Annotated in this window: 26 protein-coding genes; 5 read left to right on the forward strand and 21 right to left on the reverse strand. The window is 70.8% G+C overall.

Annotation, left to right across the window (positions count from 1 at the left end; translation table 11 throughout):
• Positions 1–236: 236 nt before the first annotated feature.
• The 3 genes from ACFW9O_RS21785 to ACFW9O_RS21795 all read right to left on the reverse strand — a co-directional run bounded on the left by ACFW9O_RS21785 (position 237) and on the right by ACFW9O_RS21795 (position 4,264).
• On the reverse strand, positions 237–1,712 hold the full coding sequence (locus ACFW9O_RS21785; RefSeq protein WP_351174220.1) for an alkaline phosphatase PhoX: 1,476 nt from the start codon (positions 1,710–1,712) through the stop codon (positions 237–239).
• 185 nt (positions 1,713–1,897) lie between these two features.
• The gene (locus tag ACFW9O_RS21790) at positions 1,898–3,370 is read right to left on the reverse strand and encodes a hypothetical protein (RefSeq protein ID WP_384611462.1); all 1,473 of its coding nucleotides are present in this window, start codon (positions 3,368–3,370) and stop codon (positions 1,898–1,900) included.
• 186 nt (positions 3,371–3,556) lie between these two features.
• A complete protein-coding gene (locus ACFW9O_RS21795; protein WP_384611463.1) occupies positions 3,557–4,264 on the reverse strand; it encodes an antibiotic biosynthesis monooxygenase in 708 nt (235 codons plus the stop codon).
• 122 nt (positions 4,265–4,386) lie between these two features.
• Here ACFW9O_RS21795 and ACFW9O_RS21800 point away from each other — a divergent pair, with 122 nt between their 5' ends.
• Complete coding sequence (locus tag ACFW9O_RS21800; RefSeq protein WP_384611465.1) at positions 4,387–4,830, forward strand: GNAT family N-acetyltransferase; 444 nt, start codon at positions 4,387–4,389, stop codon at positions 4,828–4,830.
• Between the two features lie 19 nt (positions 4,831–4,849).
• Here the strand turns inward: ACFW9O_RS21800 and ACFW9O_RS21805 are convergent, their stop codons facing one another.
• Complete coding sequence (locus ACFW9O_RS21805) at positions 4,850–5,509, reverse strand: DUF4232 domain-containing protein (protein WP_384611467.1); 660 nt, start codon at positions 5,507–5,509, stop codon at positions 4,850–4,852.
• Between the two features lie 137 nt (positions 5,510–5,646).
• Here ACFW9O_RS21805 and dapA point away from each other — a divergent pair, with 137 nt between their 5' ends.
• On the forward strand, positions 5,647–6,534 hold the full coding sequence (gene dapA / locus ACFW9O_RS21810; RefSeq protein ID WP_384611468.1) for a 4-hydroxy-tetrahydrodipicolinate synthase: 888 nt from the start codon (positions 5,647–5,649) through the stop codon (positions 6,532–6,534).
• Here the strand turns inward: dapA and dapD are convergent.
• Both dapD and ACFW9O_RS21820 read right to left on the reverse strand, forming a co-directional pair.
• Entirely contained in the window at positions 6,531–7,529 is a 999-nt protein-coding gene (dapD, locus tag ACFW9O_RS21815; protein ID WP_351174238.1) for a 2,3,4,5-tetrahydropyridine-2,6-dicarboxylate N-succinyltransferase, read from the reverse strand. The genes dapA and dapD overlap by 4 nt on opposite strands.
• A gap of 9 nt (positions 7,530–7,538) precedes the next feature.
• Positions 7,539–8,840 (reverse strand): MFS transporter, encoded by a 1,302-nt coding sequence (locus ACFW9O_RS21820; protein WP_384611470.1) that lies wholly within the window; start codon positions 8,838–8,840, stop codon positions 7,539–7,541.
• 88 nt (positions 8,841–8,928) lie between these two features.
• Between ACFW9O_RS21820 and ACFW9O_RS21825 the strand changes: the two genes are divergently transcribed.
• Positions 8,929–9,801 carry a winged helix-turn-helix transcriptional regulator gene (locus tag ACFW9O_RS21825; protein WP_384611472.1) on the forward strand — a complete coding sequence of 291 codons (873 nt, stop codon included), beginning with the start codon at positions 8,929–8,931 and terminating at the stop codon, positions 9,799–9,801.
• Here ACFW9O_RS21825 and ACFW9O_RS21830 read toward each other — a convergent pair whose 3' ends face one another.
• Positions 9,802–10,350, reverse strand: a complete 549-nt coding sequence (locus tag ACFW9O_RS21830; protein ID WP_384611474.1) for a TetR/AcrR family transcriptional regulator — start codon at positions 10,348–10,350, stop codon at positions 9,802–9,804. It lies immediately after the preceding gene.
• A complete protein-coding gene (locus ACFW9O_RS21835) occupies positions 10,350–10,670 on the reverse strand; it encodes a multidrug efflux SMR transporter (RefSeq protein WP_351174250.1) in 321 nt (106 codons plus the stop codon). The genes ACFW9O_RS21830 and ACFW9O_RS21835 overlap by 1 nt, the downstream gene beginning before the upstream one ends.
• A gap of 145 nt (positions 10,671–10,815) precedes the next feature.
• Here ACFW9O_RS21835 and ACFW9O_RS21840 point away from each other — a divergent pair, with 145 nt between their 5' ends.
• On the forward strand, positions 10,816–11,988 hold the full coding sequence (locus tag ACFW9O_RS21840; protein WP_384611476.1) for a hypothetical protein: 1,173 nt from the start codon (positions 10,816–10,818) through the stop codon (positions 11,986–11,988).
• Between the two features lie 131 nt (positions 11,989–12,119).
• Here the strand turns inward: ACFW9O_RS21840 and ACFW9O_RS21845 are convergent, their stop codons facing one another.
• From ACFW9O_RS21845 to ACFW9O_RS21860, 4 genes are read right to left on the reverse strand one after another with little or no spacing between them, the layout of a single operon-like run.
• Positions 12,120–13,430 (reverse strand): DUF4407 domain-containing protein, encoded by a 1,311-nt coding sequence (locus ACFW9O_RS21845; RefSeq protein ID WP_384611478.1) that lies wholly within the window; start codon positions 13,428–13,430, stop codon positions 12,120–12,122.
• Positions 13,420–14,880 carry a hypothetical protein gene (locus ACFW9O_RS21850; RefSeq protein ID WP_384611479.1) on the reverse strand — a complete coding sequence of 487 codons (1,461 nt, stop codon included), beginning with the start codon at positions 14,878–14,880 and terminating at the stop codon, positions 13,420–13,422. The genes ACFW9O_RS21845 and ACFW9O_RS21850 overlap by 11 nt, the downstream gene beginning before the upstream one ends.
• Complete coding sequence (locus ACFW9O_RS21855; RefSeq protein WP_384611481.1) at positions 14,877–17,006, reverse strand: hypothetical protein; 2,130 nt, start codon at positions 17,004–17,006, stop codon at positions 14,877–14,879. Before ACFW9O_RS21855 ends, ACFW9O_RS21850 begins: the two co-directional genes overlap by 4 nt.
• On the reverse strand, positions 17,003–17,791 hold the full coding sequence (locus ACFW9O_RS21860) for a hypothetical protein (protein ID WP_384611483.1): 789 nt from the start codon (positions 17,789–17,791) through the stop codon (positions 17,003–17,005). The genes ACFW9O_RS21855 and ACFW9O_RS21860 overlap by 4 nt, the downstream gene beginning before the upstream one ends.
• Positions 17,792–18,059: 268 nt before the next feature.
• Here ACFW9O_RS21860 and ACFW9O_RS21865 point away from each other — a divergent pair, with 268 nt between their 5' ends.
• On the forward strand, positions 18,060–18,530 hold the full coding sequence (locus tag ACFW9O_RS21865; protein ID WP_384611484.1) for a hypothetical protein: 471 nt from the start codon (positions 18,060–18,062) through the stop codon (positions 18,528–18,530).
• Positions 18,531–18,568: 38 nt separating this feature from the next.
• Here ACFW9O_RS21865 and ACFW9O_RS21870 read toward each other — a convergent pair whose 3' ends face one another.
• The 9 genes from ACFW9O_RS21870 to ACFW9O_RS21910 all read right to left on the reverse strand — a co-directional run bounded on the left by ACFW9O_RS21870 (position 18,569) and on the right by ACFW9O_RS21910 (position 26,134).
• Positions 18,569–19,273, reverse strand: coding sequence for a Crp/Fnr family transcriptional regulator (locus ACFW9O_RS21870; protein ID WP_384611485.1), 705 nt, complete (start codon positions 19,271–19,273; stop codon positions 18,569–18,571).
• A gap of 300 nt (positions 19,274–19,573) precedes the next feature.
• Complete coding sequence (locus tag ACFW9O_RS21875; protein WP_014156915.1) at positions 19,574–19,912, reverse strand: metal-sulfur cluster assembly factor; 339 nt, start codon at positions 19,910–19,912, stop codon at positions 19,574–19,576.
• The gene (gene sufU, locus ACFW9O_RS21880) at positions 19,909–20,364 is read right to left on the reverse strand and encodes a Fe-S cluster assembly sulfur transfer protein SufU (RefSeq protein WP_351177601.1); all 456 of its coding nucleotides are present in this window, start codon (positions 20,362–20,364) and stop codon (positions 19,909–19,911) included. Before sufU ends, ACFW9O_RS21875 begins: the two co-directional genes overlap by 4 nt.
• A gap of 16 nt (positions 20,365–20,380) precedes the next feature.
• Complete coding sequence (locus tag ACFW9O_RS21885; RefSeq protein ID WP_384611488.1) at positions 20,381–21,649, reverse strand: cysteine desulfurase; 1,269 nt, start codon at positions 21,647–21,649, stop codon at positions 20,381–20,383.
• Positions 21,646–22,410 carry a Fe-S cluster assembly ATPase SufC gene (sufC, locus tag ACFW9O_RS21890; protein ID WP_205019479.1) on the reverse strand — a complete coding sequence of 255 codons (765 nt, stop codon included), beginning with the start codon at positions 22,408–22,410 and terminating at the stop codon, positions 21,646–21,648. The genes ACFW9O_RS21885 and sufC overlap by 4 nt, the downstream gene beginning before the upstream one ends.
• Positions 22,411–22,417: 7 nt before the next feature.
• Positions 22,418–22,735 (reverse strand): bifunctional 3-phenylpropionate/cinnamic acid dioxygenase ferredoxin subunit, encoded by a 318-nt coding sequence (locus ACFW9O_RS21895; RefSeq protein ID WP_329212268.1) that lies wholly within the window; start codon positions 22,733–22,735, stop codon positions 22,418–22,420.
• Positions 22,735–23,916, reverse strand: coding sequence for a Fe-S cluster assembly protein SufD (gene sufD, locus ACFW9O_RS21900; RefSeq protein ID WP_351177596.1), 1,182 nt, complete (start codon positions 23,914–23,916; stop codon positions 22,735–22,737). Before sufD ends, ACFW9O_RS21895 begins: the two co-directional genes overlap by 1 nt.
• 59 nt (positions 23,917–23,975) lie before the next feature.
• Entirely contained in the window at positions 23,976–25,397 is a 1,422-nt protein-coding gene (gene sufB, locus ACFW9O_RS21905) for a Fe-S cluster assembly protein SufB (protein WP_329212265.1), read from the reverse strand.
• Positions 25,394–26,134 carry a helix-turn-helix transcriptional regulator gene (locus tag ACFW9O_RS21910; protein WP_384611491.1) on the reverse strand — a complete coding sequence of 247 codons (741 nt, stop codon included), beginning with the start codon at positions 26,132–26,134 and terminating at the stop codon, positions 25,394–25,396. The genes sufB and ACFW9O_RS21910 overlap by 4 nt, the downstream gene beginning before the upstream one ends.
• Positions 26,135–26,277: the final 143 nt, after the last annotated feature.

Below are 26,277 nucleotides of genomic sequence, written 5' to 3' on the forward strand. Positions count from 1 at the left end.
CCGGCCGTGGCCGGACGGGATTCGAACCCGCAACCTTCAGATCCAGGAAGTATCCGTTGCCTGCGCACCGGGCACCCCGACGCTTGTGCCTCCCGAGGTCAGGACGGCTGCGGCGTGATTTCTGGAAAGGAAGTAGCCGCTGCCTTCGCACCGGGAGGTGCATGGCCCTGACTCTAGGAGAACAACTGCGCGGCACGCGAGGGAATTTCCCCGACGTGCCGCGCACCGGGCTGATGTCAGTGCCGGTTCGGCTGGCGCTTCCACGGGCCCGTGATGGCGAGCATGATTCCGGGCGTCTGGATATTCGCGAACAGCGTCCTGCCGTCCGGCGAGAAGGTGACACCGGTGAATTCGCTGTACGAGGGGTCGTCCTCGGTGCCCGCGTTCAGGTCGTTGCGTGCGATCGGGTACGTGCGGCCGCTGTCCGTGGCACCGAAGAGGTGCTGGATGCCTTCGCCGTCCTCGGAGATGACCAGGCCGCCGTACGGGGACACGGTGATGTTGTCCGGGCCGTCGAGGGCGCCGTCCTTGGACGGGTCGGGGTTGACGCCGAGGAGCACCTTCAGGGTGAGCGTGCGGCGCTTGGGGTCGTAGAACCAGACCTGGCCGTCGTGCTGGGCGGGGCTCTCGCTCCGGGCGAACGAGGAGACGAGGTAGGCGCCGCCGTCTCCCCACCACATGCCCTCGAGCTTGCGGGCGCGGGTGACCTGGGTGTTGTCGAACTGCTTGCGCACGGGGACGGTCTTCGCGTCACGGTCGGGCACGTCGACCCAGTCCACGCCGTAGACCGTGCCGATCTTCGTGGCCCGGGCCAGGTCGTCGACGAACGCGCCGTTCTTGTCGAAGCACTTGGTGGCCTGCAGGACACCCGCGTCGTCGGCGAGAGTACGCAGCTTGCCTCGGCCGTGCTTGAAGCCGTGCGGCGGGACCCAGCGGTAGAGCAGGCCGTTGGGGCCCGACGCGTCCTCCGTCAGATAGGCGTGGCCGCGCTTGGGGTCGATGACGACGGCCTCGTGGGCGTACCGGCCGAACGCCTTGATCGGGCGCGGGTCGCGGTTGGCGCGCCTGTCGTACGGGTCGACCTCGAAGACGTAGCCGTGGTCCTTGAGCAGACCGTTCTTGCCGGCCTTGTCCTCGGTCTCCTCGCAGGTGAGCCAGGTGCCCCAGGAGGTGCTGCCGCCCGCGCAGTTGGTCGACGTGCCGGCGATGCCGACCCACTCGGCGGTGCGTCCGTCGCGGCGGGTCTCCACGACGGTGCAGCCACCGGCCGCGACCGGGTCGTAGACGTAGCCCTCGATGAGCGGGACGGGGTGCTCCCAGCCTGCCCTGGTACCGCTCAGCTCATGGTTGTTGACGAGGAGGGTGACACCGCGGGGGCCCTCGAAGGCGGCGGTGCCGTCGTGGTTGGAGGGGGTGGACTCGCCGGTCTCCAGCTTGGTGACACCGCTGTGCGTGACGATGCGGTACGAGAACCCTGCGGGCAGCGCGAGGATGCCCTTCGGGTCGGGGAGCAGCGGGCCGTAGCCCAGCTCCTTGCTGTGTCCGTGCCCGTGGTCGTCGTGGTCGTCGTGGCCGTTCCCGTGTCCGTGCCGTGCGTCCTCGGCGGCCAGCGCGCCCGGTGCGGTGGCCAGTGCGCCGACGGTGCCGGTGAGAGCGATACCGGCACCGGTGAGGGCGGACTGTCTGGTGAATTCCCTGCGAGTGAACGACATCACGGACTCCTGGTGCGACGTGGCCGGGTGGTTGGCGCGATCACACTCCCTCCCCCGCACCAACACCAGTTGAACGCCGCACGACTTCGAGCGGGCCCTGACGCCAAACCCGTCCGGCGTTTGAGGACATACCCGGCAGCCTGCCGTATCCCGGCCGCTCTCCGTCGGCCGAAAAAGGCTCCCTCTCAGCTCCTGCCGCGCGACCGCGCCTTGAAGGCGGCCTTGCGCGCGGCCTTCGCCGTCTTCCTGTCGCGGTGCAGTCGCCCGATCGCCTCGAGCACATCGGCCGTCGCCGGGTGTTCCACCCGCCACGCCTCGTCGAAGAAGCCGCTGTGCTGACCGGAGAGCCCCTCGACCAGTTCCTGGAGTTCGTCCATGTCGCCGTCGGCGTCCAGTTGCGCGGCGATCGTGTCGACGGCGAGCCAGAAGATCATCGACTCCGGCGGGGCGGGCACGTCGGCCGCGCCCCGTTCGGCGAGCCAGACCCGGGCCAGCCCGCCGAGCTCCGGGTCGCCGAGCACCGCGCGCACCGCGGGTTCGGCCTCCGGGCCGACCAGGGCGAGGGCCTGCTGGCAGTGGAGCCTGCGCAGCGGGCCTCCCTGGTCCGCGCCGCGCGCCGCGACCAGCAGCTCGGCCGCGGCGGCCACCGCTCCGTCCGCTCCGTGCCGGCCGAGCCACAGCCCGACCTCGGCCAGGGAGGCCTCCTCGGGGTAGTACGCGATGCCGTCGAGGAGCGCGTCGGCGCCCTTGTCCGCGAGGTCACCGACCGCGGGTGCGTCCACTCCGGCCTCCAGCATCCGCTCCCGGATGCCGTAGAAGCCGAGCGGCGTCAACTTCACCAGCCCGTACCGGGTGATGTCCTCGTCGTCGGCGGGCGGCTCCGCCTCCTCGCCCTCCTCGGCGAGCAACGCCTCGTCCACCGGCCGGTATTCGACGATCCCGATGGGCTCGAGCAGCCGGAACTGGTCGTCCAGCCGCATCATCACCTCCGACACCTGTTCCAGGACGTCGTCGGTGGGCTCACCCATGTCGTCGGGCACGACCATCGAAGCGGCGAGGGCGGGCAAGGGCACGGCGCCCTCGCCCGGTCCACCGTCGGAGAGACTCAGCAGGTACAGGTTGCCGAGCACCCCGTCGAGGAATTCGGCCTCGACCTCCGGGTCCCAGTCCAGGGCCTCGAAGTCGACACTGCCGTCCTCACGGATGAGGTCGGCGAAGTCGTCGAACGCCGGCGCGGTGGCGTCCGCGTGCACGGCCTCCAGACCGTCGAGCCAGATCGCGAGGACGTCCTGCGGGGATCCGGCGGTCAGCAGCGCCAGGTTCTCCCCGGCGGTGACGGTGCCCTCCGCCCCGTCGTCCGGCTCGCCGTCCTCGTCCTGCGGGTCCTCGACGTCCAGCAGCCCTGCGTCGACGGCGAGGCGCCACGCCTCGCTGGCGGACGCGGCCCCGTCCTCGTCGTCGGTCAGACCGAGGTGCTCCGCCGCCGCCGGCAGCTGCGCTTCGACGAGCTCGCCACCGGCGCCGACCCGGGTCGCGGGTCCGGCCCAGCGGGCGAGCCGGACGGCGCGGGCGAGCAGCGGAGCGGCCAGCGCGTCCCGTGCCAGCTCGGCCTCGGTGTGCAGCCGCACCGGCGGCAGGGAGGGGCGCTCTGCGGACATCTGGGGGTTCTCCTCGGGCGTGCTCGGGGCAGGTGCGGGGCGGAGCCGTTGCGCGGGCCCGGACCCGTTGCGCCGGGCCCCCGTGCGTACGGGCGGATCCCGTTGCGCACGGCGCGGGCCCTTGCGTACGGGCCTGGCGCCACAGCCCCAGCGTAGACGCATTTCGTCCCGAGCCGCCCGGTTCTGCTACAGGCCCGCCCGGAGGCTGAGCACCGGGGTGTAGCGGTGTACACCGCCGCCGCTCATACCCGGGTAGTTCTGGACCCGCTGCCACTGAGGTGTCGGGGATACGACCCCCTCACCGGACGCGGCGAGCGCGTCCACGTGGGCCTGTACCGTCTCCCACTCGGCGTAGTTGAGCACGCGGTCGCCCTCCGTGCCGAGGTGGAAGTACGCCGCGATGCCGCCGGGTGCCGGGGCCGGATCGGTGCCCAGCGCCTCGAACACCGCGTCCACCCAGCCCCGTTGGCGGTCCGGGTCCGGTCCGTCGAACTCGACGTCGACGATCACCACGCAGCCCGGCTCCCGGGTGTCGCCCTCCGTGACCCTCGAGCGGTACAGCTCGAACGTGTGCGGCCCGAGCCGTTCGATGCCGGGGACGGCCGCGTCGATCTCCGCGTTGCGCGCGTCACGGCCGTCGCGCACGAAGTCCCGGTACGCCTCCTCGCCGGTCCACTGCGAGTAGTGGAGCAGCGTTCTGCCGTCCTCCCCGGTGTGCACGGTGTACGAGAGCAGTCCGGGATGCGGCCAGTCACGGCCGGCCCATGCCGAGCGCACGGCTTCGACCGTCTGCCGCTGCCGCTCGGGGGAACCGGTGTCCCAGGTGCTGACCTTGACGAGGCCCGAGTCGGAACGGGTGATCTCGGGGCGGGAGTCGAACTGTGTGGACGGCATGGCGGTGGTCCTCTCCGCGCGCACTCCCTCGGTGCGCCGCTTCTCCAGCCTCGTACGTCAAGCGCGCTCGAGGTCAAGGGCGGCGGATCCCCCGCCGGATGCTCGTGCCAGACTGCGCACCTGTGAACCTCCGACCGGCGACGCGCCACGATCTCCCTGCCGTTCTCGCGCTTCTCGCGGACGAGGACCGGGTGGTGGACCCGGCGTCGGTCGTCGTCGACGCGGCCTACGAGACGGCCTTCGCGGCCATCGACAGCGATCCCAGGAACGAGATGCTGGTCCTGGCGGACGGCGAAGGCGTCCTGGGGTGCCTGCAGATGACGTACATCCCCGGTCTCGGGAAGCACGGAGCCGAGCGGGCGCTCGTCGAGGCGGTGCGGATCAGGGCCGACCTGCGGGGCGGCGGTCTGGGGCGTGACCTCATGCGGCAGGCCGTGGAGCGAGCCCGGCAGCGGGGCTGCGCGCTCGTGCAGTTGACGAGCGGCAGACAGCGGACGGCCGCCCACAGGTTCTACGAGTCGCTGGGCTTCGCCCGCAGCCACGAGGGCTTCAAGCTCCCTCTCTGATCTCCGGCCGTCCCCCGGCTCATTCCGGCAGTTCGGTGCGCCACGCCGTCGTGTTCAGCTCGTCCATCAGGCGCAGGTCATGGCCCTCCAGCGGGAAGATCCGGGCTCCCGTGTCGGGGGCGGGAGCGATCTCCAGGGCGTTCCCCTCGATGAGGTCGCCGCCCTCCTCGGTGGAGACCCAGGCCAGGATCGACCTGACCGTCCCACCGGGCTTCAGCGTGACGCCTTTCGCTCCCTGGTCGTTGCCGAACATCGAGCCGTCCGCGTTCACCGGGACGGGAATCCGCTTGCCGTCCTCACCCAGCGCCCGGACGGACGGATAGCCGTTCACGCGGTAGGGCTTCGTACCGCAGTTCACGAGCGTGAGGGTGACGGCCCGGTTGAACATCGCGGTCAGCACGGGGCCCACGTCGACCCGGACCCCGGAAGCGGGGCAGTCCGCCGTCGATTCGGAGGGGCTCGGAGCACCCTGGGCGGGTACGTCCGCCGTGACGGAGGGCGTGGGAAGCGGCTCGGCGCGCACCCCGCCCGCGCCGGCCTGCGCGCTTCCGGTGGCCGCCGGGCTCGGCGTCGGGCCGGGTTCCCCCTCACCCGCGGGGACGAGAAAGCCGGAACAGCCGGAAAGCACCAGCGCACCGGCCATGATCATGACCGCCGACACAGTTTTCCGTACCCGCATACCCGTGTACCCCACCCCTGGAACGGTCTGCCGCCTATCCGGTCGATCATGCCAGACGGTGAGTTCAGCGTCTCTTCACGATCACCCCAAGCAGAACTAAGTGGACCTGTACGGACAGCCGCCCGGACACTTCCGGCATGACATCAACCCAGGCCGGGCCCTTCGGCCGCGCCCTCTGCGCAATGATCACCCCGTTCACGGCCGCCGGTGACCTGGACCTGGTCACCGCCCGCGCGCACGCCCTGCGCCTGATCGCGGAAGGCTGCGACGGACTGGTACTGAGCGGCACCACGGGCGAGTCCCCGACGACCACCGACGAGGAGAAGACCGCCCTGCTGCGGGCGGTCCGCGAGGCGGTCGGCGACGGCGTCCCGCTCCTCGCGGGGGTCGGGAGTTCCGACACCCGGCACACCGTCCGGCTGGCCCAGGAGGCGGAGGCGGCCGGCGCGGACGGGCTGCTGGTGGTCACCCCGTACTACAGCCGCCCCCCGCAGGCCGCCGTGGAAGCGCACTTCCTCCGGGTCGCGGAGGCCACGGGCATTCCCCTGATGCTGTACGACATCCCGGGCCGCACGGGGACGAGGATCGAACCGCGGACCCTGCTGCGTCTGGCGGAGCACCCGCGCATCGTGGCGGTCAAGGACTGCGCGTACGACCTGCTCGGGGCGACGAAGGTGATGGCACGCACCCGGCTGGCCTACTACTCGGGCTGCGAGGAGATGAACCTTCCGCTGTACGCGGTCGGCGGTGCCGGCTACGTCAGCACGGTGGCGAATGTGGCTCCGGGCCGGATGCGGGCGGTCCTGGACGCGTTCGACGCCGGCGACACCGCGGAGGCGGCCCGCCTGAACGCGCTCACCATCGGCCTGGTCGAGGCCATGATGGCCTCCGGTCTGCCCGGCACGGTCACGGCGAAGGCACTGCTCGACGCGGGCCCGGTCCGGGAACCGCTGCAGCCCGCCGGCCGCGAGGCGACCGACGGGCTGCGCAGGGTGTACGAGGAACTTCTCGACGCTGCAGGTTAGTTGTGGCTGTGCAGTACGTCGTTGAGGCCGCCCCAGACCGCGTTGTTCGGGCGGGCCTCGACGGCGCCGGAGACCGAGTTGCGGCGGAAGAGGATGTTCGAGGCACCGGAGAGCTCCCGGGCCTTGACGACCTGCCCGTCCGGCAGCGTGACCCGGGTGCCGGCCGTGACGTACAGCCCGGCCTCCACGACGCACTCGTCGCCGAGCGCGATCCCGATGCCGGCCTCGGCGCCGATGAGGCAGCGCTGTCCGATGACGATGCGCTCCTTGCCGCCGCCGGACAGGGTGCCCATGGTGGACGCGCCGCCGCCGATGTCGGAGCCGTCACCGACGACGACACCCGCGGAGATGCGGCCCTCGACCATGGAGGTGCCGAGCGTGCCCGCGTTGAAGTTGACGAAGCCCTCGTGCATCACGGTCGTACCGGCGGCCAGGTGCGCCCCGAGGCGGACCCGGTCGGCGTCGGCGATCCGTACACCCTTGGGGGCGACGTAGTCCGTCATCCGGGGGAACTTGTCCACCGACGTGACCTGGAGGTGCAGGCCCTCCGCGCGGGCGTTGAGCCGCACCTTCTCCAGGTCGTCGACGGCCACGGGGCCGAGCGAGGTCCAGGCGACGTTGGCGAGGAAGCCGAAGATGCCGTCGAGGTTCTGCCCGTGGGGCTGGACGAGGCGGTGCGAGAGCAGGTGCAGCCGCAGGTAGGTGTCGTGCGCGTCGAGCGGCTTGTCGTCGAGCGAGGAGATGACCGTGGCGACGGCGACGACCTCCACCCCCCGACGGGCGTCCACACCGATGGCCCTGGCCGCGCCCTCGCCGAGCCGGTTCACCGCCTCGTCGGCGCCGAGGCGCTGGGTGCCGGCCGGCCCGGGGTCGGCGACGAGCTCGGGGGCGGGGAACCAGGTGTCGAGGACGGTGCCGTCACCGGCGATGGTGGCGAGGCCGGCGGCGACGGCGCCGGTGGTGCGGGCGGAGCCCTGGGAAGTCGTGTCGGTCATGAACAGAACCTAACCGCCCGGGCGGTGCGCGGGCGAACCGGTCTCAGGGCGGGGATGTCTCCCGGCCGGTCCCGGCACGCACGCGCCCGACGGGGTCGCCGCCCCCGGCGGGCCGGTGCGCGGCGCCGTGGGGACGCGGCTTTCGGGTGCCGCCCGCCGTGCCACCAGCACGGCCACTCCCGCGGCGCACGCCACGGCTGCGCAGACCGGCCAGAGCAGGGCGGGCGAGGCCACGTAGAGCGCGCCGCCGAGGGGCGGCGCCAGGACCTGGCCGCTGATGGACGCACCCGCGTACAGGCTCTGGAAGCGGCCCTGCGCGTGGGCGGGTGCCTGGTCGGCGACGTAGGCCGTGGCCGTCGTCTTGTAGAGGATCTCGCCCGCGGTCAGTGACAGCATCATCGTCACGGCGAACAGCACCCCGGCCCCGGGTATCAGCACCGCGTAGCCGAGCCCGACCAGCAGCAGACCGGTACCCACGATGCCCAGCGGCGCACGGCTGCGCAGAACATGAGCGGCGGGCAGTTCCAGACAGAGGATGACGCCGCCGTTGACGGCTATCAGCCAGCCGTAGAACTGGGCGTCGAAGCCGTGGTCGGCGAGGAAGACCGGCAGCGTGGAGTACTGCTGCCGGTAGACGAGGTCGACGCAGACGATCGCGGCGAGCAGGACCATCACCGCCGGTCTGGCGCGCAGTTCCTGCCACAGGCCCGGCACCGGACCGGAACCGGGCGCGGGCCCGGTGTGCGCGGTGCCGCGCGCCGGCAGGATGACGGCCGCGTAGGCGGCGAAGAGGAGTGTGCCCAGACCGTCGGCGAGGAACAGCCAGTCGTACGAGTACCGGTCGGCGACCAGAGCACCGAGCGGCGGGCCCACGATGAAGCCGCCGTTCGACGCGAAGCGGGTGAGGGCGAAGCTCCGGCGTCGCCCGCCCTCGGGCACGGAGACCGCGACGAGTGCCGCGTCGGCCGCACGCACGACGCCCGACGCGTACTGGGCGAACGGCAGCACCGCGTACAGCGCGGCGACGGGCAGCAGGGGCAGGGTGACGAGCGCGACGCCACTCGCGCAGGCGCCGGCCAGGAGCATCCGGCGATGGCCGTACCGGTCCCCGAACCAGCCGCCGGTGAAGTTCCCGGCGACCAGACCGATACCGCCGATGCCGCTGATCACCCCGGCCTGCGCGACGGACAGGCCGCGCGGGCCGGTGAGGTAGAGGAAGAGATACACGAAGGTGAAGCTGACGACGGCGTTGAGGAAGGCGCCGAACGCCAGGAGCCGTACCGTCCTCGGTACGCCGCGCAGCATGCCCATCCCGCCCCCCTCCTGGGTGAGTTCCTTTTGGGAACGGACTGTGGCAGCATGATGTGCGCGGGTCAATCGAGTAGGAAGGCGGGCAGTCATGCCCCAGCGCACCAGCCTGGCCGACGCCGACTGCGCGATCGCCCAGGCGCTCGACGTCGTGGGCGACTGGTGGACCCTGCTCATCGTTCGCGACACGGCACGCGGGGTGCACCGCTTCGACGCGCTCCAGCAGGAACTGGGCGTGTCCCGCAAGGTGCTCACGGAGCGGCTGCACCTGCTCACGGACGCCGGGGTGCTGACCCGGGAGCCGTACCAGGACCGGCCGGTCCGCCACGAGTACCGGCTCACCCCGCGCGGGCGGGCACTGCTGCCCGTACTGATCGCGCTCCAGGACTGGGGCGACGCGTGGGTACTGGGGGAAGGGGAGACGATGGCCACGGCCGAGGAGAGCTCGAAGGAGGCGGCCCGGGTGCGGTCACTGGTGGGCACGCGGCTGCCCGAGCTGGAACTGCTCGACTGCGACGGGGAGTTGCGCGACCCCGTCGCCGGCACCCCGTACACCGTCCTGTACTGCTTCCCCAGCGCGTACGCCCGGAAGGACGCCTATCCGCCGGGCTGGGCCGGGATTCCGGGCGCGAGCGGCTGCACCCTCGAATCGTGCACCTACCGGGACCAGCTGGCCGAGTTCACCGCAGCCGGCGCGACCGTGCACGGGGTGTCCACCCAACGCCCGGACGAGCAGCGGGCATTCGCCGACAAGGAGGGGCTGCGCTTCCCGCTGCTCTCCGATGCCGCACTGACCCTGACGGCCGCCCTGCGGCTGCCGACCTTCCGCGCGTCGGGCGTCAGCAGGCTGAAGCGGCTGACGCTGGTGGTGGACAGGGAGCGGACGGTCGTCGAGGCGCTCTATCCGATCACCGACATCGAGGCGAGTGTGCAGGCGGCGCTGGAGGCCGTCCGGCGGCGCTGATCAGCGCGCGGCACCGTCCACGATCCTGGCCAGCATCTCCCGGGCGTACTCCGCGTCGAAGTCGCTCCCGGTGAGCAGCACCTGCAGGCTGATCCCGTCCAGCAGGGCGACCAGGGCCCGCACGGTGGCCGGGTCGGTGCGGTCGGCCAGCAGGCGGCTCACGCCGTCGGTCCACTCCGCGGCGACGGGCCGCAGGGCGGGCCTTCGCAGGGCGGCCAGATACAGCTCGTACTCCAGCTCCAGCGGGCCGCGCCCTCCCTCGAAGCACTCCGTCAGCAACCGTGTCAGCTCGTCGGCGAGATCGGCTTCCGGGTCCGCGAGGTACGCGCTCTCCCGCGCGACGCGGGCGAAGTTGTCGTTGCACCGGCGCAGCGCCGCGATCAGCAGTTCGTCGAGCGAGGCGAAGTGGTACGTCGTCGAGCCGAGCGGCACGTCGGCCTCGGCGGCCACGGAGCGGTGACTGAGGCCCGCGATGCCCCGGTCCGCGACGACACGGATCGCCGCGTCGATGATGCGGTCGCGCCGCTCGGGGTCGTAGCGGCGCACCATCAGTGGGCACCGCCGAGGTTGAGCACCACGACCCCCGCGATGATGAGCGCGATACCGGCCAGCTTGGCCAGGCCCGCGGACTCCCCCATCCACAGGATCCCGATGGCGGCGACGGCCGCCGTGCCCGCGCCCGCCCAGATGGCGTAGGCCGTGCCGACGGAGAGCGTCTTGAGGGTCTGGGCGAGCAGCGCGAACGCCAGCACGTAGCCCACGACTGTGATGAGCGAGGGCCACAACCGGGTGAATCCCTCGCTGTACTTCATGGCCGTCGTCCCGGCCACCTCGGCCGCGATCGCGACGGCCAGCAGTCCGTATCCCATGCGTACGAGTGTACACATCGTTGCGTACGGCCGTACACAACAGCTGGGGTGTCCTGCCCGGACGCACTGTCGTCACGGGGCGCTACGGTGTCCCGACCGGTCGTACCGGATGATGAATGCACGACAACAACACAACGGAGTAGCAGTGGCGCAGGACGCAGGGTGGGGCGGCGGCGCGCACGGGGGCGCGCCGTACGGCGGATTTCCGTACGGGGGACCTCCGGGGCCACCGGGATGGGGCGGCTGGGTTCCGCCGCCGAAGCCAGGGGTGATACCCCTCGCACCTCTCAGGCTCGGGGATGTGCTCAACGGCGCGTTCTCGACGATGGGCAAGTACTGGAAGCAGCTGTTCGGCCTGGGCGTCGCCCTGTACGGCGGCGCGGCACTGCTGATGGCGGCGGCGGTGGCCGTCGCCTACTCCGCGGTCGCCGATCCGCTGGAACGGGTGGTCTCGCTCGACTACGAGGAGGAGGCGGCCTCGTCGGACGTCGTCTCGCTCGTGACCGCGGTGGGCGCCCTCGCGGTACTGGGGATGATCACGATGATGATCGTCTCGGGCCTGATGTACGCGGCGGTCCCCACGGTGCTTCAGGAGGCGGTGCTGGGCAGGCCCGTCGACTTCTCCACGGTGTGGCGCCGGGCGTGGTCCCATCTCGCCCCGGTGATCGGCACGCTGCTCCTCACGGCGCTGGTCGTGATCGTGCCCGTGGCGCTGATCATGACGGCCTTCGTCGGGGTGATCATCGCGGCGGTCACCCTGGAAAGCGGCTCCGGCGCGGCCACGGCCATGACGGTCGGCATCCTCGGCGCGCTGGCGACCGGGCCGCTGGCCGCCTGGCTCTGGGTCAAGTTCTGCCTGGCACCGGCGATCGTGGTCTTCGAGGGCCAGCGCCCGGTGGCCGCCCTGCGCCGCTCCGCGCAGCTGGTGCGCGGCGACTGGTGGCGGATCTTCGGCATCACGCTGCTCGTCTACCTCATGGCCGCGTCGGCCGGGTACTTCATCCAGATGCCGTTCTCGATCCTCGGCATGTTCCCCGGCATCATCAGCACGTCCTCGCTGGACGACGACCCGAGCCCCGCAGCGATCGTGGTCGCGATGAGCGGCTACTTCGTCGCGATGATGCTGGGCCAGATGCTCAGCCAGATCATCTCGACGACGTTCCCGCAGCTGGTGACCGGCCTGCTGTACGTGGACCGGCGGATACGGACGGAGGACCTGGGCCCGGTACTGGCCGAGGCGGCCGGCGTACCGCAGCAGGGCTTCCCCCACCAGGGGGCCGTCCCGCCGCCGTACGGAGGCGGGGCACCGCAGGGGTGAACCGGCCCCCGGTCGCCGTGTGATGCCGGGCGGGCCGGAGCCCTCGAGGCGCCGGCCCGCGTCTTCGGTGACGGGATCGCGGGCCGCCCCGTCCCGGCCTCGTCCGCGGGCCGGGACGCAGCTCTCAGGCCTCAGGTCTCCAGCAACCGGTCGGTACGGGCGTCGAGTTCTTCCCTGCGCAGCCGTTCCCGCTCGGTCCGGTCCATTCGGTACTCGTGTTCCAGCTGCTCACGGGTGCTCGCCTCGCGCAACCGTGCCTCCTCCCGCCGTGCGCCGTTCTGCGCGTCCAGCTCCGCCAGACGGACGTCGAGGTCGTCGCGGTGCCTGCGCAGATCCGCTTCCTCCCGTTCCCTCAGGAGCCGGTCGTAGGCGGAGGGGCCACTCATGAGCTTGGCGAGGATGGGCATCGCGTCGACGGCGATGAGGATCAGGTGCAGCACGATCACCATGAAGAGCGCGAAGCCGCTGTTGCCCGCGACCTCGTGCAGGGCGTCCGCGCGGAGCAGCAGCCCGTCCTTCTCCTGACTGCGGGTGAAGTCCGCCACCTCGGCGCCGATCGCCGCATCACGGCGTCCACGGTAGTCGGCGGAAGCGGTGTCCCTCCGGCCGGCGAGCTTCTCCCCCTTGGCGACCAGGGCGGCGTGCTGCTTGCGGAACTCGTCGAGCCGGCTGGTCGACTTGAAGTCGGAGGTGTCGGCGCGGGCACGCTCGCAGGTCTCGCTGACGTCCCAGCCCCCGCCGACATTGATCCACTTGTCCCGGCCGCACTCGCGACGCTCGGCGGCCAGCTTGGACTGGAGCTTCCCGTCCTCGGTGTCGATGTTCTTGGCGAGGGAGGTGGCCACGCGCTCGTTCTCGGCGATGTCGTCGGCCAGGGCCGCGGGAGAGCCGGCGAGCGCGATCCGGTGACTGGCGCAGTCCGCCGCGGGCCCCTCCGAACCGTCCGCCGGATTGCACCGTTCCCAGAGCCCGGTCTCGGTCGCGATCCGTTCGACGCGGGTCACCGACATCTCCTGCCGCAGTTCGCGGCCGAAGATGTGGAAGAGCAGGGGCTCGGCGATGAACACGCTCAGGATCACCGACAGGACGAGCCGGGGCAGCAGCCGCAGCACCGCCCCGCCGCCGGCGTAGCCGTGCGAACCCGCGACCATCCAGGAGTCGAGGACGTACAGGATCCAGCCCCACACGACGGCGACGACCAGCAGGACCGGCCAGCTCACATCGGCCAGCACGATGTCCAGGGCGATCATCATCGAGATACCGCCCAGGAAGGCGGTGTTGGCGACGATGAGTCCGTAGCGCGCGTAGCGGGCACGCTCGGCCGGCGCGTAGCGCAGCAGTTCCTCGTCGACGCCGATCAGCCGGCGGCTGAAGGCTGCCAGGCGGGCGAGCGGTCGCGTCCGGACGGCAGTCCGGGCCTCTCTCCTACGGTCAGCGGGCACGCTCTTCCTCCCCTACGTCGCCGAGGTCGTCGGCTGCGATCAGGTCACCGAGGCCGTCCGCCGAGGTCTCGCCGGCCGGTCCGGGACCACGCCCGTTCTCCTCGTCGCCGGGCTTCCCGGCCGGGTGGGCGGCCTGCCCCTTGTCCCCGGGTTCCAGCTCGGCCGCGTCGTCGGCCGGCGACAGCGCGCTGTCCGGGGCGGCCGGCTCGCGGGTGAGCAGGGCTTCGGCGGGGATGTACTGGTCGTCGAAGTGGCCGCGGGCGATCAGTGCCTTCCGCGTCTCGTGGTCGCGCTGCCTCTGCAGTTCCCTGTCACGGCGCTTCTCCTCGGCGGCAGCCTTGGCGTCCTCGCGTGTTTCCCGGCGCTTCTGGGCTTCGAGCTCCCTCGTGTTCTGGTGCTTCTCCTGCTCCAGCCGCTGCTGGTGACGCTTCTCCTCACGTGTTTCCTCCCGCGTCAGCTGAGCCTCGATCCGATCCTGCTCGAACTCCTTGTCCTCCACCACGTACTGGCGTTCCCGCTGCGCGGACACGTCGTTGCGGAGCCGGCCCGCCACCTCGTCGCTGCTGATCTCACCGCGGGCTCGCGCCATCTGGTCGGCGGCCAGAGGGTTCCCGTCGATCGCTCGTGCCTCCTCGGTCGCCTGCTCGCGGTCGAAGTGGGCCTGCTCGGCGGCCAGGGTCTGCGCGTGCACCTGGTCCTCCTCGGCCTCCGCGTATCCGAACCGGCGCTGCTGGGTCCGGGTGAGGTGTTCCTGGGCCTGCTCCTGACGTCGTAGCTTCTGCTCCATCTCCTTCAGTTCCGCCTGCAGCACGTCGTGCGCGAGCTTGACGTCCCGCAGTTCCCGGGCGGCCTCCATCGTCCGGCGCTCCTCGTCCTGCTTGCGCTGGAGCTCGGCCACGGCCTCCGGGGAGAGCACCGTAACGGCGACGCTGCCGAGAGTGACCCCGTACAGTCCGGCGTCCTCCATCTCGGTGTACGCGGTGAGGCGGGCGGTGAGGGCGCGGGCGAGATCGTGCGACTGCGTGAGCCGGTACCTGCCGGAGGTCTCCGTGAGGCCGGGCAGCGCCCGCACCCGTGTGAGGAGCACACCGGGCAGGTCCCGAAGGCCGGCCCGCACGACGGCCACGGGATCGGTGACGGTGCAGGCGAAGGTGACGTTCAGGGTGAACGGCTCCGCTTCGGCGGAGGGTACGTCCACCTCCACCGTGACGGGCACGCCCGCGCTGGTGTCGACCACCGTGACCGAAGTGGCGTCGCACAGCAGCGGGTCGTCGCCGCTCCGGCGGCCGGAGTCGGCCACGTAGCTCCCGCCGAGCCTGAAGACGAGAATCTCGTGGGCGCGGGGTACGGGTATCTCGGCGAGGTCCCGTCGGTGACGCCGGATCAGGCGCCCGGACGCCTGCGTCGGCAGCAGGACCTTCTCGTCGACCAGGGGGTAGTTCGTCGTCATGACCTCGGTCCGGTATGCGGGGCCGTCATGGCCGTGGGTTCGGTGAGTGGCCGGAGCAAGTCGTCCAGCGGGTAGGGGTCGCGGTCGGGGCCGATTCCGGCGTCCACCCGGTACAGGCTCTGGGCGAGGCGGGCGTGTTCGGCGGCGGGCAGCTCGGCCGCCAGTGCGCGGCCCCACTGGTCGAGGACGGTACGGCTCCTGGTCCCCGCCGCCTCCGGGACGGTGTGCGCGGCGACTGCGAGCGCCCGCAGGGCCCGTCGGCGTACGGGGCGGTGAACGAGCAGCCGGGCCCACAGCCGGGCCGCGAGCGGCAGGTGGTCCTCGCGCCGGATGAGATAGTCGGCGACGGCGACATGGCCGCTGAACGCGTTGCGGACCGTGAAGACGGAGAGGGCGGCTTCACGGACCCGGTCGAGCGTCGCCGGGGTGATGTGCGCGGCACGCCGCTGGGTGAACTGGTCGTCCAGGACGTCCAGGACGATGCCCGCCTCCTTGTCCGCGATGGTGAGCGCGCTGAACAGGTTCCCCCACGCCCCCACGGCCGGCGCGTCGCCGAGCACCCGGGTGAGCTGCCACAGCCGGCGGACCGCGGGGTGCGGGAACCGGACACCGAGCGGACCGCTGAAGACGTCCCGGGCCGCGGCGCGCAGGACGGGGACTCCGCTCTCGGCCCAGGTGTTCGCGACCAGCAGCGCCGCGGACGCCTGCGTCTCCTCCAGGCACATGTGTCCCAGGGCCCACACGGCGGTGATCCGGCCTGCCATACCCGCGGTGCCCAGGACCCAGGGGTGCAGGTACTGATCGACGACTTCGTCGAAGGCCGCGTTGCCGAGCAGAGCCAGACCGTGGGCGACGGTGTGCAGCGTCAGGTCGTCGGTCTCGCCGATCACCAGGTCGGTGAGCCAGTCGTGGACCGCGGTCCAGTACTCCGCGGGCTGGTCCTGCCAGAGCTCGCGCAGGACCCAGCTCCGCAGCGCGGGGTCGACGAAGCAGACGATCTCCCGCCGGCCGCCGGCGTACCGCACCGGCGTGACATCGGCCAGCTCGTTGCGGGCCAAGGCCCGGCGGCGGTCCCCCGTGGGCCTGCGGACGGGCCCGGCCGGGCCGGTGGAGGTCTCTGCCGTCTCCGACAGCGTCTGCGCCTGCGTGTACAGGGGGTCGAGCCGGATCTCCAGGCCGGCCTGGAGCGTCTCGAACTCCCTGCGGCCCACCCCGGTGGCGAAGGCGAGAACGGACATCTCGACGATCTCGTGCAGTCCCCGTTCCCGTGCGAACCAGGCAGCGGCCCGGGCTTCGGCGCCGTTGTCCAGCCTGTCGCACTCGGCCTCGATGTCGCCGCCCTCGGCGATCCGCCGTGCGCAGGCGGCGAGTTCGGCGGGTACGGCGCCCGGAGGAACGGCCTTCCGAGCGCGTGCGATGTCGCTGCCGGACACCTGCGCGGCCCCGAGGTGGGCGGCGAGTACCTCGTCCGCCGCAGGAGGCTGCCAGGCGAACTGGTGCACCGCACGCTGCGCACCAGGACGGGGCGGCCGGGTCGTGGTGACGACCAGGTGGGCACCGCAGGCACGGACGCGGTCGCCGAGGGTACGCCAGGCGAAGTCGTCCGCGTCCGTGTCGTCGGGAAGGTCGAGCAGCAGGTAGCCGGTGTCGCGTCGGTACTCCCGGTCGGCGAGCCGCCCGGGGCGGGCGTCGGGCGAGAGGACCACCAGGCCGTCGCGCTCGGCGGCGGAGACGGTGTCGGCCAGCAGCCGCGCGGCGGCGGCGGCTTTGCCCGTCCCGTCCGCGCCGTACAGGATGACCACGCGGTCGCGCCGCAGTGCCTGGACGGCCTCACGGTGGAGCGGGCCGAGGACATGGCAGCTGAGCAGCCGGGACAACTCGTGCGGCGGCATCCGGCCGGTGGTACGTAAGGCGTCGCCGGAGGCGTTGTGGATGCCGAAGTGCGTCTGGCCGAAGTAGTGGTTGCCGTAGAAGGTGTTGTACACACGCTCCCCGCCGGCATCCCCCGGCACCGGCGGGTCGGGCGGCGCGGGTAACCCTGCCGCGTCCTGGGGCACCGGCGGGTCGGTGCCGTGCCCGTGCCGCCTGTCCTCCGGTTCCCCGGCGGGCGGAGCCGGGTCGGTCATTTGGAGATTCCGAAGTTGACGGGGCCGTGGATGACCACGCCGCCGTTCATCTGCGTGTTGATCACAGGGCTCGCGGCGTGCCCCTCCTGAGCCGGCGCCGCGGCGGAACCGCTTCCCTGAACGGCGGCCCGGACGCCACCCGGCGCGGGCGCGTCTCCCGGCGCGTCGCCCGGCGCAGGGGGGTCGCCCAGGTCGAGGGAGTGGATGTCCCCGACGAGCGGGGTGCACAGCCAGGCGGGCTCCCGCGTCTCCTTGACGTGGACGGCGACCTGGCGGAAGTCCTCGGCGGTCCACTGGGTGCAGCCGGCGGCGACGATGACGTCGCGGTAGAGCGGTTCGCTGACGGCCACCGCGAGGGAGCCCGACGTGGCGGCGAGGGCGCGGCGCAGCGGTGGGCTGTCCAGCAGGCGCCCGACGCGGACGGGCCCGTCCCCCGAGTAGCCGTTGGCTGCGGGAGTGGCGGGGCCGACGTGCAGGGCAGCCCTCATCCTCAGTGCGCTTTCGGCATTGCGCTCCCGGTTGTGCTCGCGCAGGCGCCGGGCGAACGAGCGCACCAGCGGGTCGAGCACCTTCTCCTCCGGTGTGTCCGGCGGAAGGACGGCCAGCAGCCCGTCGCCCCCCTTCTGGATCTCCCAGCGCCCGGTGGACAGCCCGGCGTCCTCGGCGGCGCCCTCCAGATGCTCAAGGATGGCCTTCTGGATACTGCGCTGCAGCCAGTCCTCCTTGGACCCGTACCCCTGGGCGTCGAGCGCCAGCAGCAGGCTCCTGCGGAAGGTGTTCGTCATGTGTCGGTCACCGCTCTCGTCCCCCGCGGGCTTCGTCACTCCACGCGGGAATGCCCCAACTGCCGCACGGGCGCGTCATATTACATCCCGTCAGCTCCTCTTCCGGACGTCCACTCCCCTCGCGGTGGACGTCCGGATGTCCAGTTCTACCGGTCAGGGCCCGGGCACATCCCGTACATCGACGGGGTGAGGTCGGCAACCGCGGTGTTGCCTTTACCGCACCGGCAGTACGGGCCGCCGGACACGGGACGAAGAGGTGAGGGGCATCGTGGGGGAACCTGGAACAGCCGCCCGGCTGAGTGTGTTGCAGACCGCGCACCAACACGCCGACGCCAAGGCGGGCGTCCTCGCGGCAGCGCAGGCCGCACTGGTCGGCACGTCCGGCGGCTGGGCCGCGGACCTGGTCACGGCCTGGCGGGAGGGCGGCGCGGCGGGCTGGGCCGGCGGCGCGCTGCTGATCGGTTTCGTCGTGGCGCTGGGGGGCGGCGCGCTCTGTGTGGCGCTCGCCCTGCTGCCCCGGCTGTGGCGCCCCGACGCGCCGTCGCCGTACAGCATCGCGCGCCCGGGGCCGACAACGGCGGCGGAGGGGGGCGCGGACGGCGCCGAGGAGGTGGTCGGCTTCCTGTCCCGTCTCGCCGTACTGAAGTTCCGGCTGGTCGCGGGCGCGGTCATGAGCACCGTCACGATGGCGGTCTGCGCCGGCCTCGCCATGGTGCTGCGGCCGTTACTCGTCGGCTGAGACGGGACCTTCACGGCTCCGCCCTCGCCCGTGACGTGTCAGGCCTCTTCCGCCAGGGCACGCAGCCGTTCGGGGCGGCGCAGGACGGTGGCGCCGTATCCCGTCTCCACCAGCCCTTCCGCGCGCAGTTCCCGCAGCGCCTTGTGCACGGTGGTCTCGGCTGCCCCCGTGAGGGCGGCGAGTTCGGGCTGGGTGAGCCGGAAGGGCAGCCGCGTCCCCTCCGGTCCCCGGCGGCCGTGCTCCAGAGCCAGCTCGGTGAGCAGCCGGGCCAGGCGTACCTTGACGGGGTAGCCACCGAACTCGAGCCGCCGCCTGTTGGCCCAGCGCAGCCGGTCCGCGATGGTACGGCCGAACTCCAGGGACAGCCGCGGATGCCGGTCCAACTGCGTGTCGAGTACCGCCTGCGTGACCACCACCAGGTCCATCGGCCCGCAAGCGGTGACGGTGGCGCTGCGCGGCGCGCCGTCGAGGGCGCCCATCTCACCCACGCAGTCCCCACCGACCCTGACCGCGAGCAGCGCCTGATGGCCGCTCTCCGTCGTGGCCACGACCTTCGCCGCCCCACTCAGCAGCAGGATCAGCGTCCGCTCCTGGCCGCCCTGGCTCACCAGTACCTCACCGGCGAGCGCGGTACGCCGCCGTCCCACGGCGACCAGTTCCGCAGCGATCGTGCTGTCCAGTCGCCCGAGCAACGTCGAGACGGGCCAGGGACCTCGGGCGGCGGGGACGGAGTACGGTTCCATGACCGCTTTCTACGGCACGCAGCCATCCGCGGGAAGGCCTGACCGGGTGTGTCCCGTCAGGCGCCCACGCTGTACCTGGTGGCGCGCGGCTTCATCCGCCGGGCCGGGCAGGGCGAACGTCGGGGTTGCGCAACTCGCGCCATGCGTAGGGCTGTTGACGAGGAGTGGCTGCGCCGCCGGAACCACGGCCGTGCATACCGCGTGCACCGCGGAGAGGAACACAGCGGGCACATCCACCGGACGCACGAGAACTGCCCCCGGCAGTTGCCGGGGGCAGTTCTCGACACGGCGGCTCTCGGCTCAGACGTTGAAGCCCAGGGCGCGAAGCTGCTCGCGACCGTCGTCGGTGATCTTGTCCGGGCCCCACGGCGGCATCCAGACCCAGTTGATCCGCAGCTCGTTGACGATGCCGTCCGTCGCGGACTTCGCCTGGTCCTCGATGACATCGGTCAGCGGGCACGCCGCGGACGTCAGGGTCATGTCGAGGGTGGCGATGTTGGCGTCGTCGATGTGGATGCCGTAGATCAGGCCGAGGTTGACGACATCGATGCCCAGCTCGGGGTCGACCACGTCGTACAGCGCCTCGCGGACCTCCTCCTCGGAGGCCGGCTTGGTCGTAAGAGTCTCGTTCTCGCTCATGCCGTCTTCCCTTCGGACAGCGCCTGCGCCGTCGCGTCCTTCCACGCCATCCAGCTCAGCAGCGCGCACTTGACCCGGGCCGGGTACTTGGAGACGCCGGCGAACGCGACCGCGTCCTCCAGCACCTCCTCCATGACGTCGTCCGGCTCCAGCTGGCCCTTGGACTGCATCAGTTCCAGGAAGGTCTCCTGGATCTTCTGCGCCTCACCGAGCTGCTTACCGACCAGCAGCTCGTTGAGCACGGAAGCGCTGGCCTGGCTGATGGAGCAGCCCTGGCCCTCGTAACTGACGTCGGTGATGGTCTCGCCGTCGTACTTCACGCGGAGCGTGATCTCGTCGCCGCACGTCGGGTTGACGTGATGCACCTCGGCGTCGCCCTCCCGCAGGCCACGCCCGTGGGGGTGCTTGTAGTGGTCCAGGATCACTTCCTGGTACATGGAGTCAAGCTTCACCAGTCAACCCTCGCCATTAACCGAAAAAGTTCCGCACGTGCTCCAGGCCGTCCACCAGGGCGTCGACCTCGGCGGGCGTGGAGTACAGATAGAACGACGCTCGCGTCGTCGCAGGAATTCCGTACCTCAGGCACACCGGCCGTGCGCAGTGGTGTCCGACCCGGACCGCGATGCCCAGCTCGTCGAGTACCTGGCCCACGTCGTGCGGGTGGATGTCGCCGAGCGTGAAGGAGATCGTCGCGCCGCGGTCCTCGGCCGTCGCAGGACCGATGATCCTGAGGTCGGGGACCTCCAGGAGCCGCTTCACCGCGTACTCCGTGATCGCCTGCTCATGGCGGTGGATGTTCTCCATGCCGATGGCCGAGAGGTAGTCCACGGCCGCACCGAGGCCGACGGCCTGCGCGATCGGGGGCGTACCGGCCTCGAACTTGTGCGGCGCCGGAGCGTACGTCGACGAGTGCATCGACACGGTCTCGATCATCTCGCCGCCACCGAGGAACGGCGGCAGGTCCTCCAGGAGCTCCTGCCGTCCCCAGAGCACGCCGATGCCGGTCGGGCCGACCATCTTGTGACCGGTGAAGGCCACGAAGTCGGCCTGCAGCGCCTGCACGTCGAGCACCATGTGCGGGGCGGCCTGCGAGGCGTCGATGCAGACCAGCGCGCCGACCTGCTGCGCGCGACGGATGATCTTCTCGACCGGGTTGATCGTGCCCATGATGTTGGAGACCAGCGTGAAGGAGACGATCTTCGTCTTCTCCGTGATGATCTCGTCGATGTTGGACAGGTCCAGCCGGCCGTCGTCCGTGATGCCGAACCACTTCAGCTTCGCGCCCGTGCGCTGCGAGAGCAGCTGCCACGGCACGATGTTGGAGTGGTGCTCCATCTCCGTGGTGACGATCTCCGTGTCGCTGTCGACCCGGTAGGGCTCGTCCGCCCAGCCGAGCATGTTCGCGACGAGGTTCAGCGACTCCGAGGCGTTCTTGGTGAAGATCACCTCGTTGCGGCTGGGTGCGTTGATGAAGGCCGCGACCTTGTCGCGAGCGCCTTCGTACAGCGCGGTGGCCTCCTCGGCGATCGTGTACACACCGCGGTGGACGTTGGCGTTGTGCCGCTCGTAGTACTCGTTGAGCGCGTCGAGGACCTGGCGCGGCTTCTGCGAGGTTGCCGCGCTGTCCAGGTAAACGATCTTCTTGCCGTCGTGGACCGTGCGGTCCAGGATCGGGAAGTCCTTGCGGATCGCCTCGGTGTCGAGGAGGCCGGAGAGCCCCTGTCGGGCGTCAGTCACGCGGAAGCGCCACCCTTCGTGTAGGCCTCGTAGCCCTCGTTCTCCAGCGTGTCCGCGAGCTCGGCGCCACCGGAGGCGGCGATCCGGCCGTTGGCGAAGACATGCACGTAGTCGGGCTTGATGTACTTGAGGATGCGTGTGTAGTGCGTGATCAGCAGGGTGCCGACCTCGCCGGTCTCGCGGACCCGGTTGACGCCCTCGGAGACGGTCTTCAGCGCGTCGACGTCCAGGCCGGAGTCGGTCTCGTCGAGGATCGCGATCTTCGGCTTGAGGAGCTCCAGCTGGAGGATCTCGTGGCGCTTCTTCTCACCGCCGGAGAAGCCCTCGTTGACGTTGCGCTCGGCGAAGGCGGGGTCCATCTGGAGCCCGGCCATCGTCTCCTTGACCTCCTTCACCCACGTACGCAGCTTGGGCGCCTCGCCGCGGACGGCGGTGGCGGAGGTGCGCAGGAAGTTGGAGACCGAGACACCGGGGATCTCGACCGGGTACTGCATGGCGAGGAACAGGCCCGCGCGGGCGCGCTCGTCCACGGACATCTCCAGGACGTCCTCGCCGTCCAGGGTCACCGTGCCGCTCGTGATCGTGTACTTGGGGTGACCCGCGAGCGAGTAGGCGAGGGTCGACTTGCCGGACCCGTTGGGGCCCATGATGGCGTGGGTCTCGCCCTGCTTCACGGTCAGGTCGACGCCCTTGAGGATCTCCTTCGTGGCGTTGTCGGCCTCGACGGAGACGTGCAGGTCGCGGATTTCAAGCGTTGCCATGGGTGACTCAGGACTCCTGGGTGACGGAGACGAGCACATCGTCCCCTTGGATCTTTACGGGGTATACGGGGACGGGGCGCGTCGCGGGAAGACCGGACGGCTTGCCGGTGCGGAGGTCGAAACTCGATCCGTGCAGCCAGCACTCGATCGAGCAGTCCTCGACCTCGCCCTCCGACAGCGAGACGTTCGCGTGCGAGCAGATGTCGTTGATCGCGAACACCTCGCCCTCGGTGCGGACGACGGACACCGGCGTGCCGTCGAGCTCCACCCGCTTCGGGGTGTCGTCCTCCAGCTCGCTCAGCGCACAGGCTTTGACGAAGGCCATCAGACCGACGCCTTCAGCTCGGTCTCGATCTTGTCGAGGAGACGGGCTTCGACGTCGGGCAGGCCGATCTGCTGGACGAGCTCGGCGAAGAAGCCGCGCACGACGAGCCGGCGGGCCTCCTCGGCCGGGATACCCCGGGACTGCAGGTAGAACAGCTGCTCGTCGTCGAAGCGGCCGGTCGCCGAGGCGTGTCCGGCGCCGACGATCTCGCCGGTCTCGATCTCGAGGTTGGGTACGGAGTCGACCCGGGCGCCGTCGGTGAGAACCAGGTTGCGGTTCATCTCGTACGTGTCGGTGCCCTCGGCGGCGGCCTGGATGAGGACGTCACCGATCCACACGGCGTGCGCGCCGTCGCCCTGGAGCGCGCCCTTGTAGGCCACGTTGGACTTGCAGTGCGGGGCGTTGTGGTCGACCAGGAGGCGGTGCTCCTGGTGCTGGCCCTTGTCGGTGAAGTACAGACCGAAGAGCTCCGCCTCGCCGCCGGTGGACGCGTAGGCGACCCGGGGGTGGATGCGGACGACGTCACCGCCGAAGGTGACGACGATGGACTTGAACGAGGCGTCCCGGCCGATCAGCGCGTTGTGCTGACCGAGGTGGACCGCGTTCTCGTCCCAGTCCTGGACGGAGACGACGGTGAGCTTGGCTCCGTCACCCAGGACGTAGTCGACGTTGGCGGCGAGCACCGCGTCGCCGGTGTGGTCGATGACGACGACTGCCTCGGCGAAGGCACCCAGCTCGATGACCTGGTGGCCGTAGGCGACACCGCCCTGGCCGTGCACGGCGATCCGGATCGGCTCGGTGAGCACGGCCTCCTTGGCGACCGTGACGACCGAGGCCTGCTGGAAGGACGAGTACGCCTGGGCGGCGACCCGGTCCACGGGCGTGCCGGCCCTGCCGAGCCGCGCGTCGTCGCGGCCGACGGTCTCGACCGTGACGCCGGAGGGCGCCTCGATCACGACCTTGACCCCGTCACCGGTGGCGACGGCGGTGCCGTCGTGCAGTCCGCGCAGCCGCTCCAGCGGCGTGAACCGCCACTCCTCCTCGCGACCGTGCGGGACCGGGAAGTCCGCGACATCGAAGGAAGGGGGGGCGCTCATGCGCGTGGCGACGGTGGACTCGGCCGCCACCGCGATGGACCCGGCGGTGGTGGAGCCCGCCGGAATGTTCTGAGCCTCAGCCATGGCTGTCGTAGTGCTCGCTTTCTCAGTCAAATGTCAGGGGGATCCGGTCGGCGGGCCTGCTAGCCGACCGATCCCTCCATCTGCAGCTCGATCAGCCGGTTGAGCTCCAGGGCGTACTCCATGGGCAGCTCCTTGGCGATCGGCTCGACGAATCCGCGCACGATCATCGCCATGGCCTCGAACTCGGTCATGCCGCGGCTCATCAGGTAGAAGAGCTGGTCCTCGGAGACCTTCGAGACGGTCGCCTCGTGACCCATCGACACGTCGTCCTCGCGGACGTCGACGTACGGGTAGGTGTCGGAGCGCGAGATGGTGTCGACGAGCAGTGCGTCGCACAGCACGTTCGACTTGGCGCCGGGGGCGCCCTCACCGATCTCGATCAGACCGCGGTAGGAGGTACGGCCGCCGCCTCGTGCCACCGACTTGGAGACGATGTTGGAGGAGGTGTTCGGGGCCATGTGCACCATCTTGGCGCCGGCGTCCTGGTGCTGGCCCTCACCCGCGAAGGCGATGGACAGGGTCTCGCCCTTCGCGTGCTCGCCCATCAGGTAGATGGCCGGGTACTTCATGGTGACCTTGGAGCCGATGTTGCCGTCGACCCACTCCATGGTCGCGCCCTCGTACGCCACGGCGCGCTTGGTGACGAGGTTGTACACGTTGTTCGACCAGTTCTGGATGGTCGTGTAGCGGCAGCGGCCGCCCTTCTTCACGATGATCTCGACGACCGCGGAGTGCAGGGAGTCCGAGGAGTAGATCGGCGCGGTGCAGCCCTCGACGTAGTGGACGTAGGCGTCCTCGTCGACGATGATCAGCGTCCGCTCGAACTGGCCCATGTTCTCCGTGTTGATACGGAAGTAGGCCTGGAGCGGGATCTCCACGTGCACGCCCTTCGGCACGTAGATGAAGGAGCCGCCGGACCACACGGCCGAGTTCAGCGAGGCGAACTTGTTGTCACCGACGGGGATGACGGTGCCGAAGTACTCCTGGAAGAGCTCCGGGTGCTCCTTCAGCGCGGTGTCGGTGTCCATGAAGATGACACCCTGCGCCTCGAGCTCCTCGTTGATCTGGTGGTAGACCACCTCGGACTCGTACTGCGCGGCGACACCGGCGACCAGGCGCTGCTTCTCCGCCTCGGGGATACCGAGCTTGTCGTACGTGTTCTTGATGTCCTCGGGCAGGTCCTCCCAGGACTCCGCCTGCTTCTCCGTGGACCGCACGAAGTACTTGATGTTGTCGAAGTCGATGCCCGACAGGTCCGAGCCCCAGTTCGGCATGGGCTTCTTGCCGAACAGCTTCAGGCCCTTGAGACGGAGCTTCAGCATCCACTCCGGCTCGTTCTTCTTCTCCGAGATGTCGCGGACGACAGCTTCGGACAGGCCGCGCTTCGCCGCCGCGCCTGCCGCGTCGGAGTCGGCCCAGCCGAATTCGTACGTGCCCAGGCCATCGAGCTCAGGGTGGGCAGTCTCCGTAGGGAGCGTCATGCGGGGTTCCTCCCGGCCGTACTTGCAGATACTGATGAGGTGGTCTGTGGTGCTGCGGGGCTGCTGCGCGGAACGAACGTCGTGCACACCCCGTCGCCGTGGGCGAGGGTGGCCAGACGCTGTACATGCGTCCCGAGCAGGCTGGAGAAGAATTCCGTCTCCGCCTCGCACAGCTGCGGGAACTGCTCGGCGACGTGCGCCACCGGGCAGTGGTGCTGGCACAGCTGCTCGCCCTGCTGGGGACCCGGCGCGCTGCGCGCCGTAGCAGCGTACCCGTCGGCCGACAAGGCCTTGGCCAGCGCCTCGGTGCGTGCCTCGGGAGCCACGGCGTCGACCGCGGCGCGGTACGTCTCCCACTGGGCGGCCATCCGCGAGCGGGCGAAGGCGACGAGCGCCTCGTCCCCGCCCGTTTCGGCGATCCAGCGCAGGGCGTCGGCGGCGAGCTCGTCGTAGGACTGGTCGAAGGCGTCCCGGCCGCAGTCGGTCAGGGCGAACACCTTGGCCGGACGGCCACGGGTGCGCGCTCCGTACACCCGCTGTTCGCGGGCCTCGACGACGTCGTCGGAGACGAGGGCGTCGAGATGACGGCGTACGGCGGCCTGGGTCAGGCCGACGCGCTTCGCCAGATCGGCGGCGGTGGACGGGCCGTGATCCAGGATGGAGCGCGCGACCCGGTTGCGCGTCGAGCGCTCACCGGTCGCGAGTTCCTCCTGAGGAGCCTCGCCAACGTATTTCACAACGCCATTGTTGCGTAATTCATCCGGGCCTGACAACCCGCGTCCGGACCGGGCGCGGTGCGCTTCATCACTTAGGTGAACCTAAGTTGACCTGCGGAAATGATGATCTCCGGCACACCTTCGCAGGTGAGAGGTCCCTGGGC

Origin of the sequence: Streptomyces sp. NPDC059499 (assembly GCF_042749285.1) — a bacterium.
Lineage (GTDB): Bacteria > Actinomycetota > Actinomycetes > Streptomycetales > Streptomycetaceae > Streptomyces.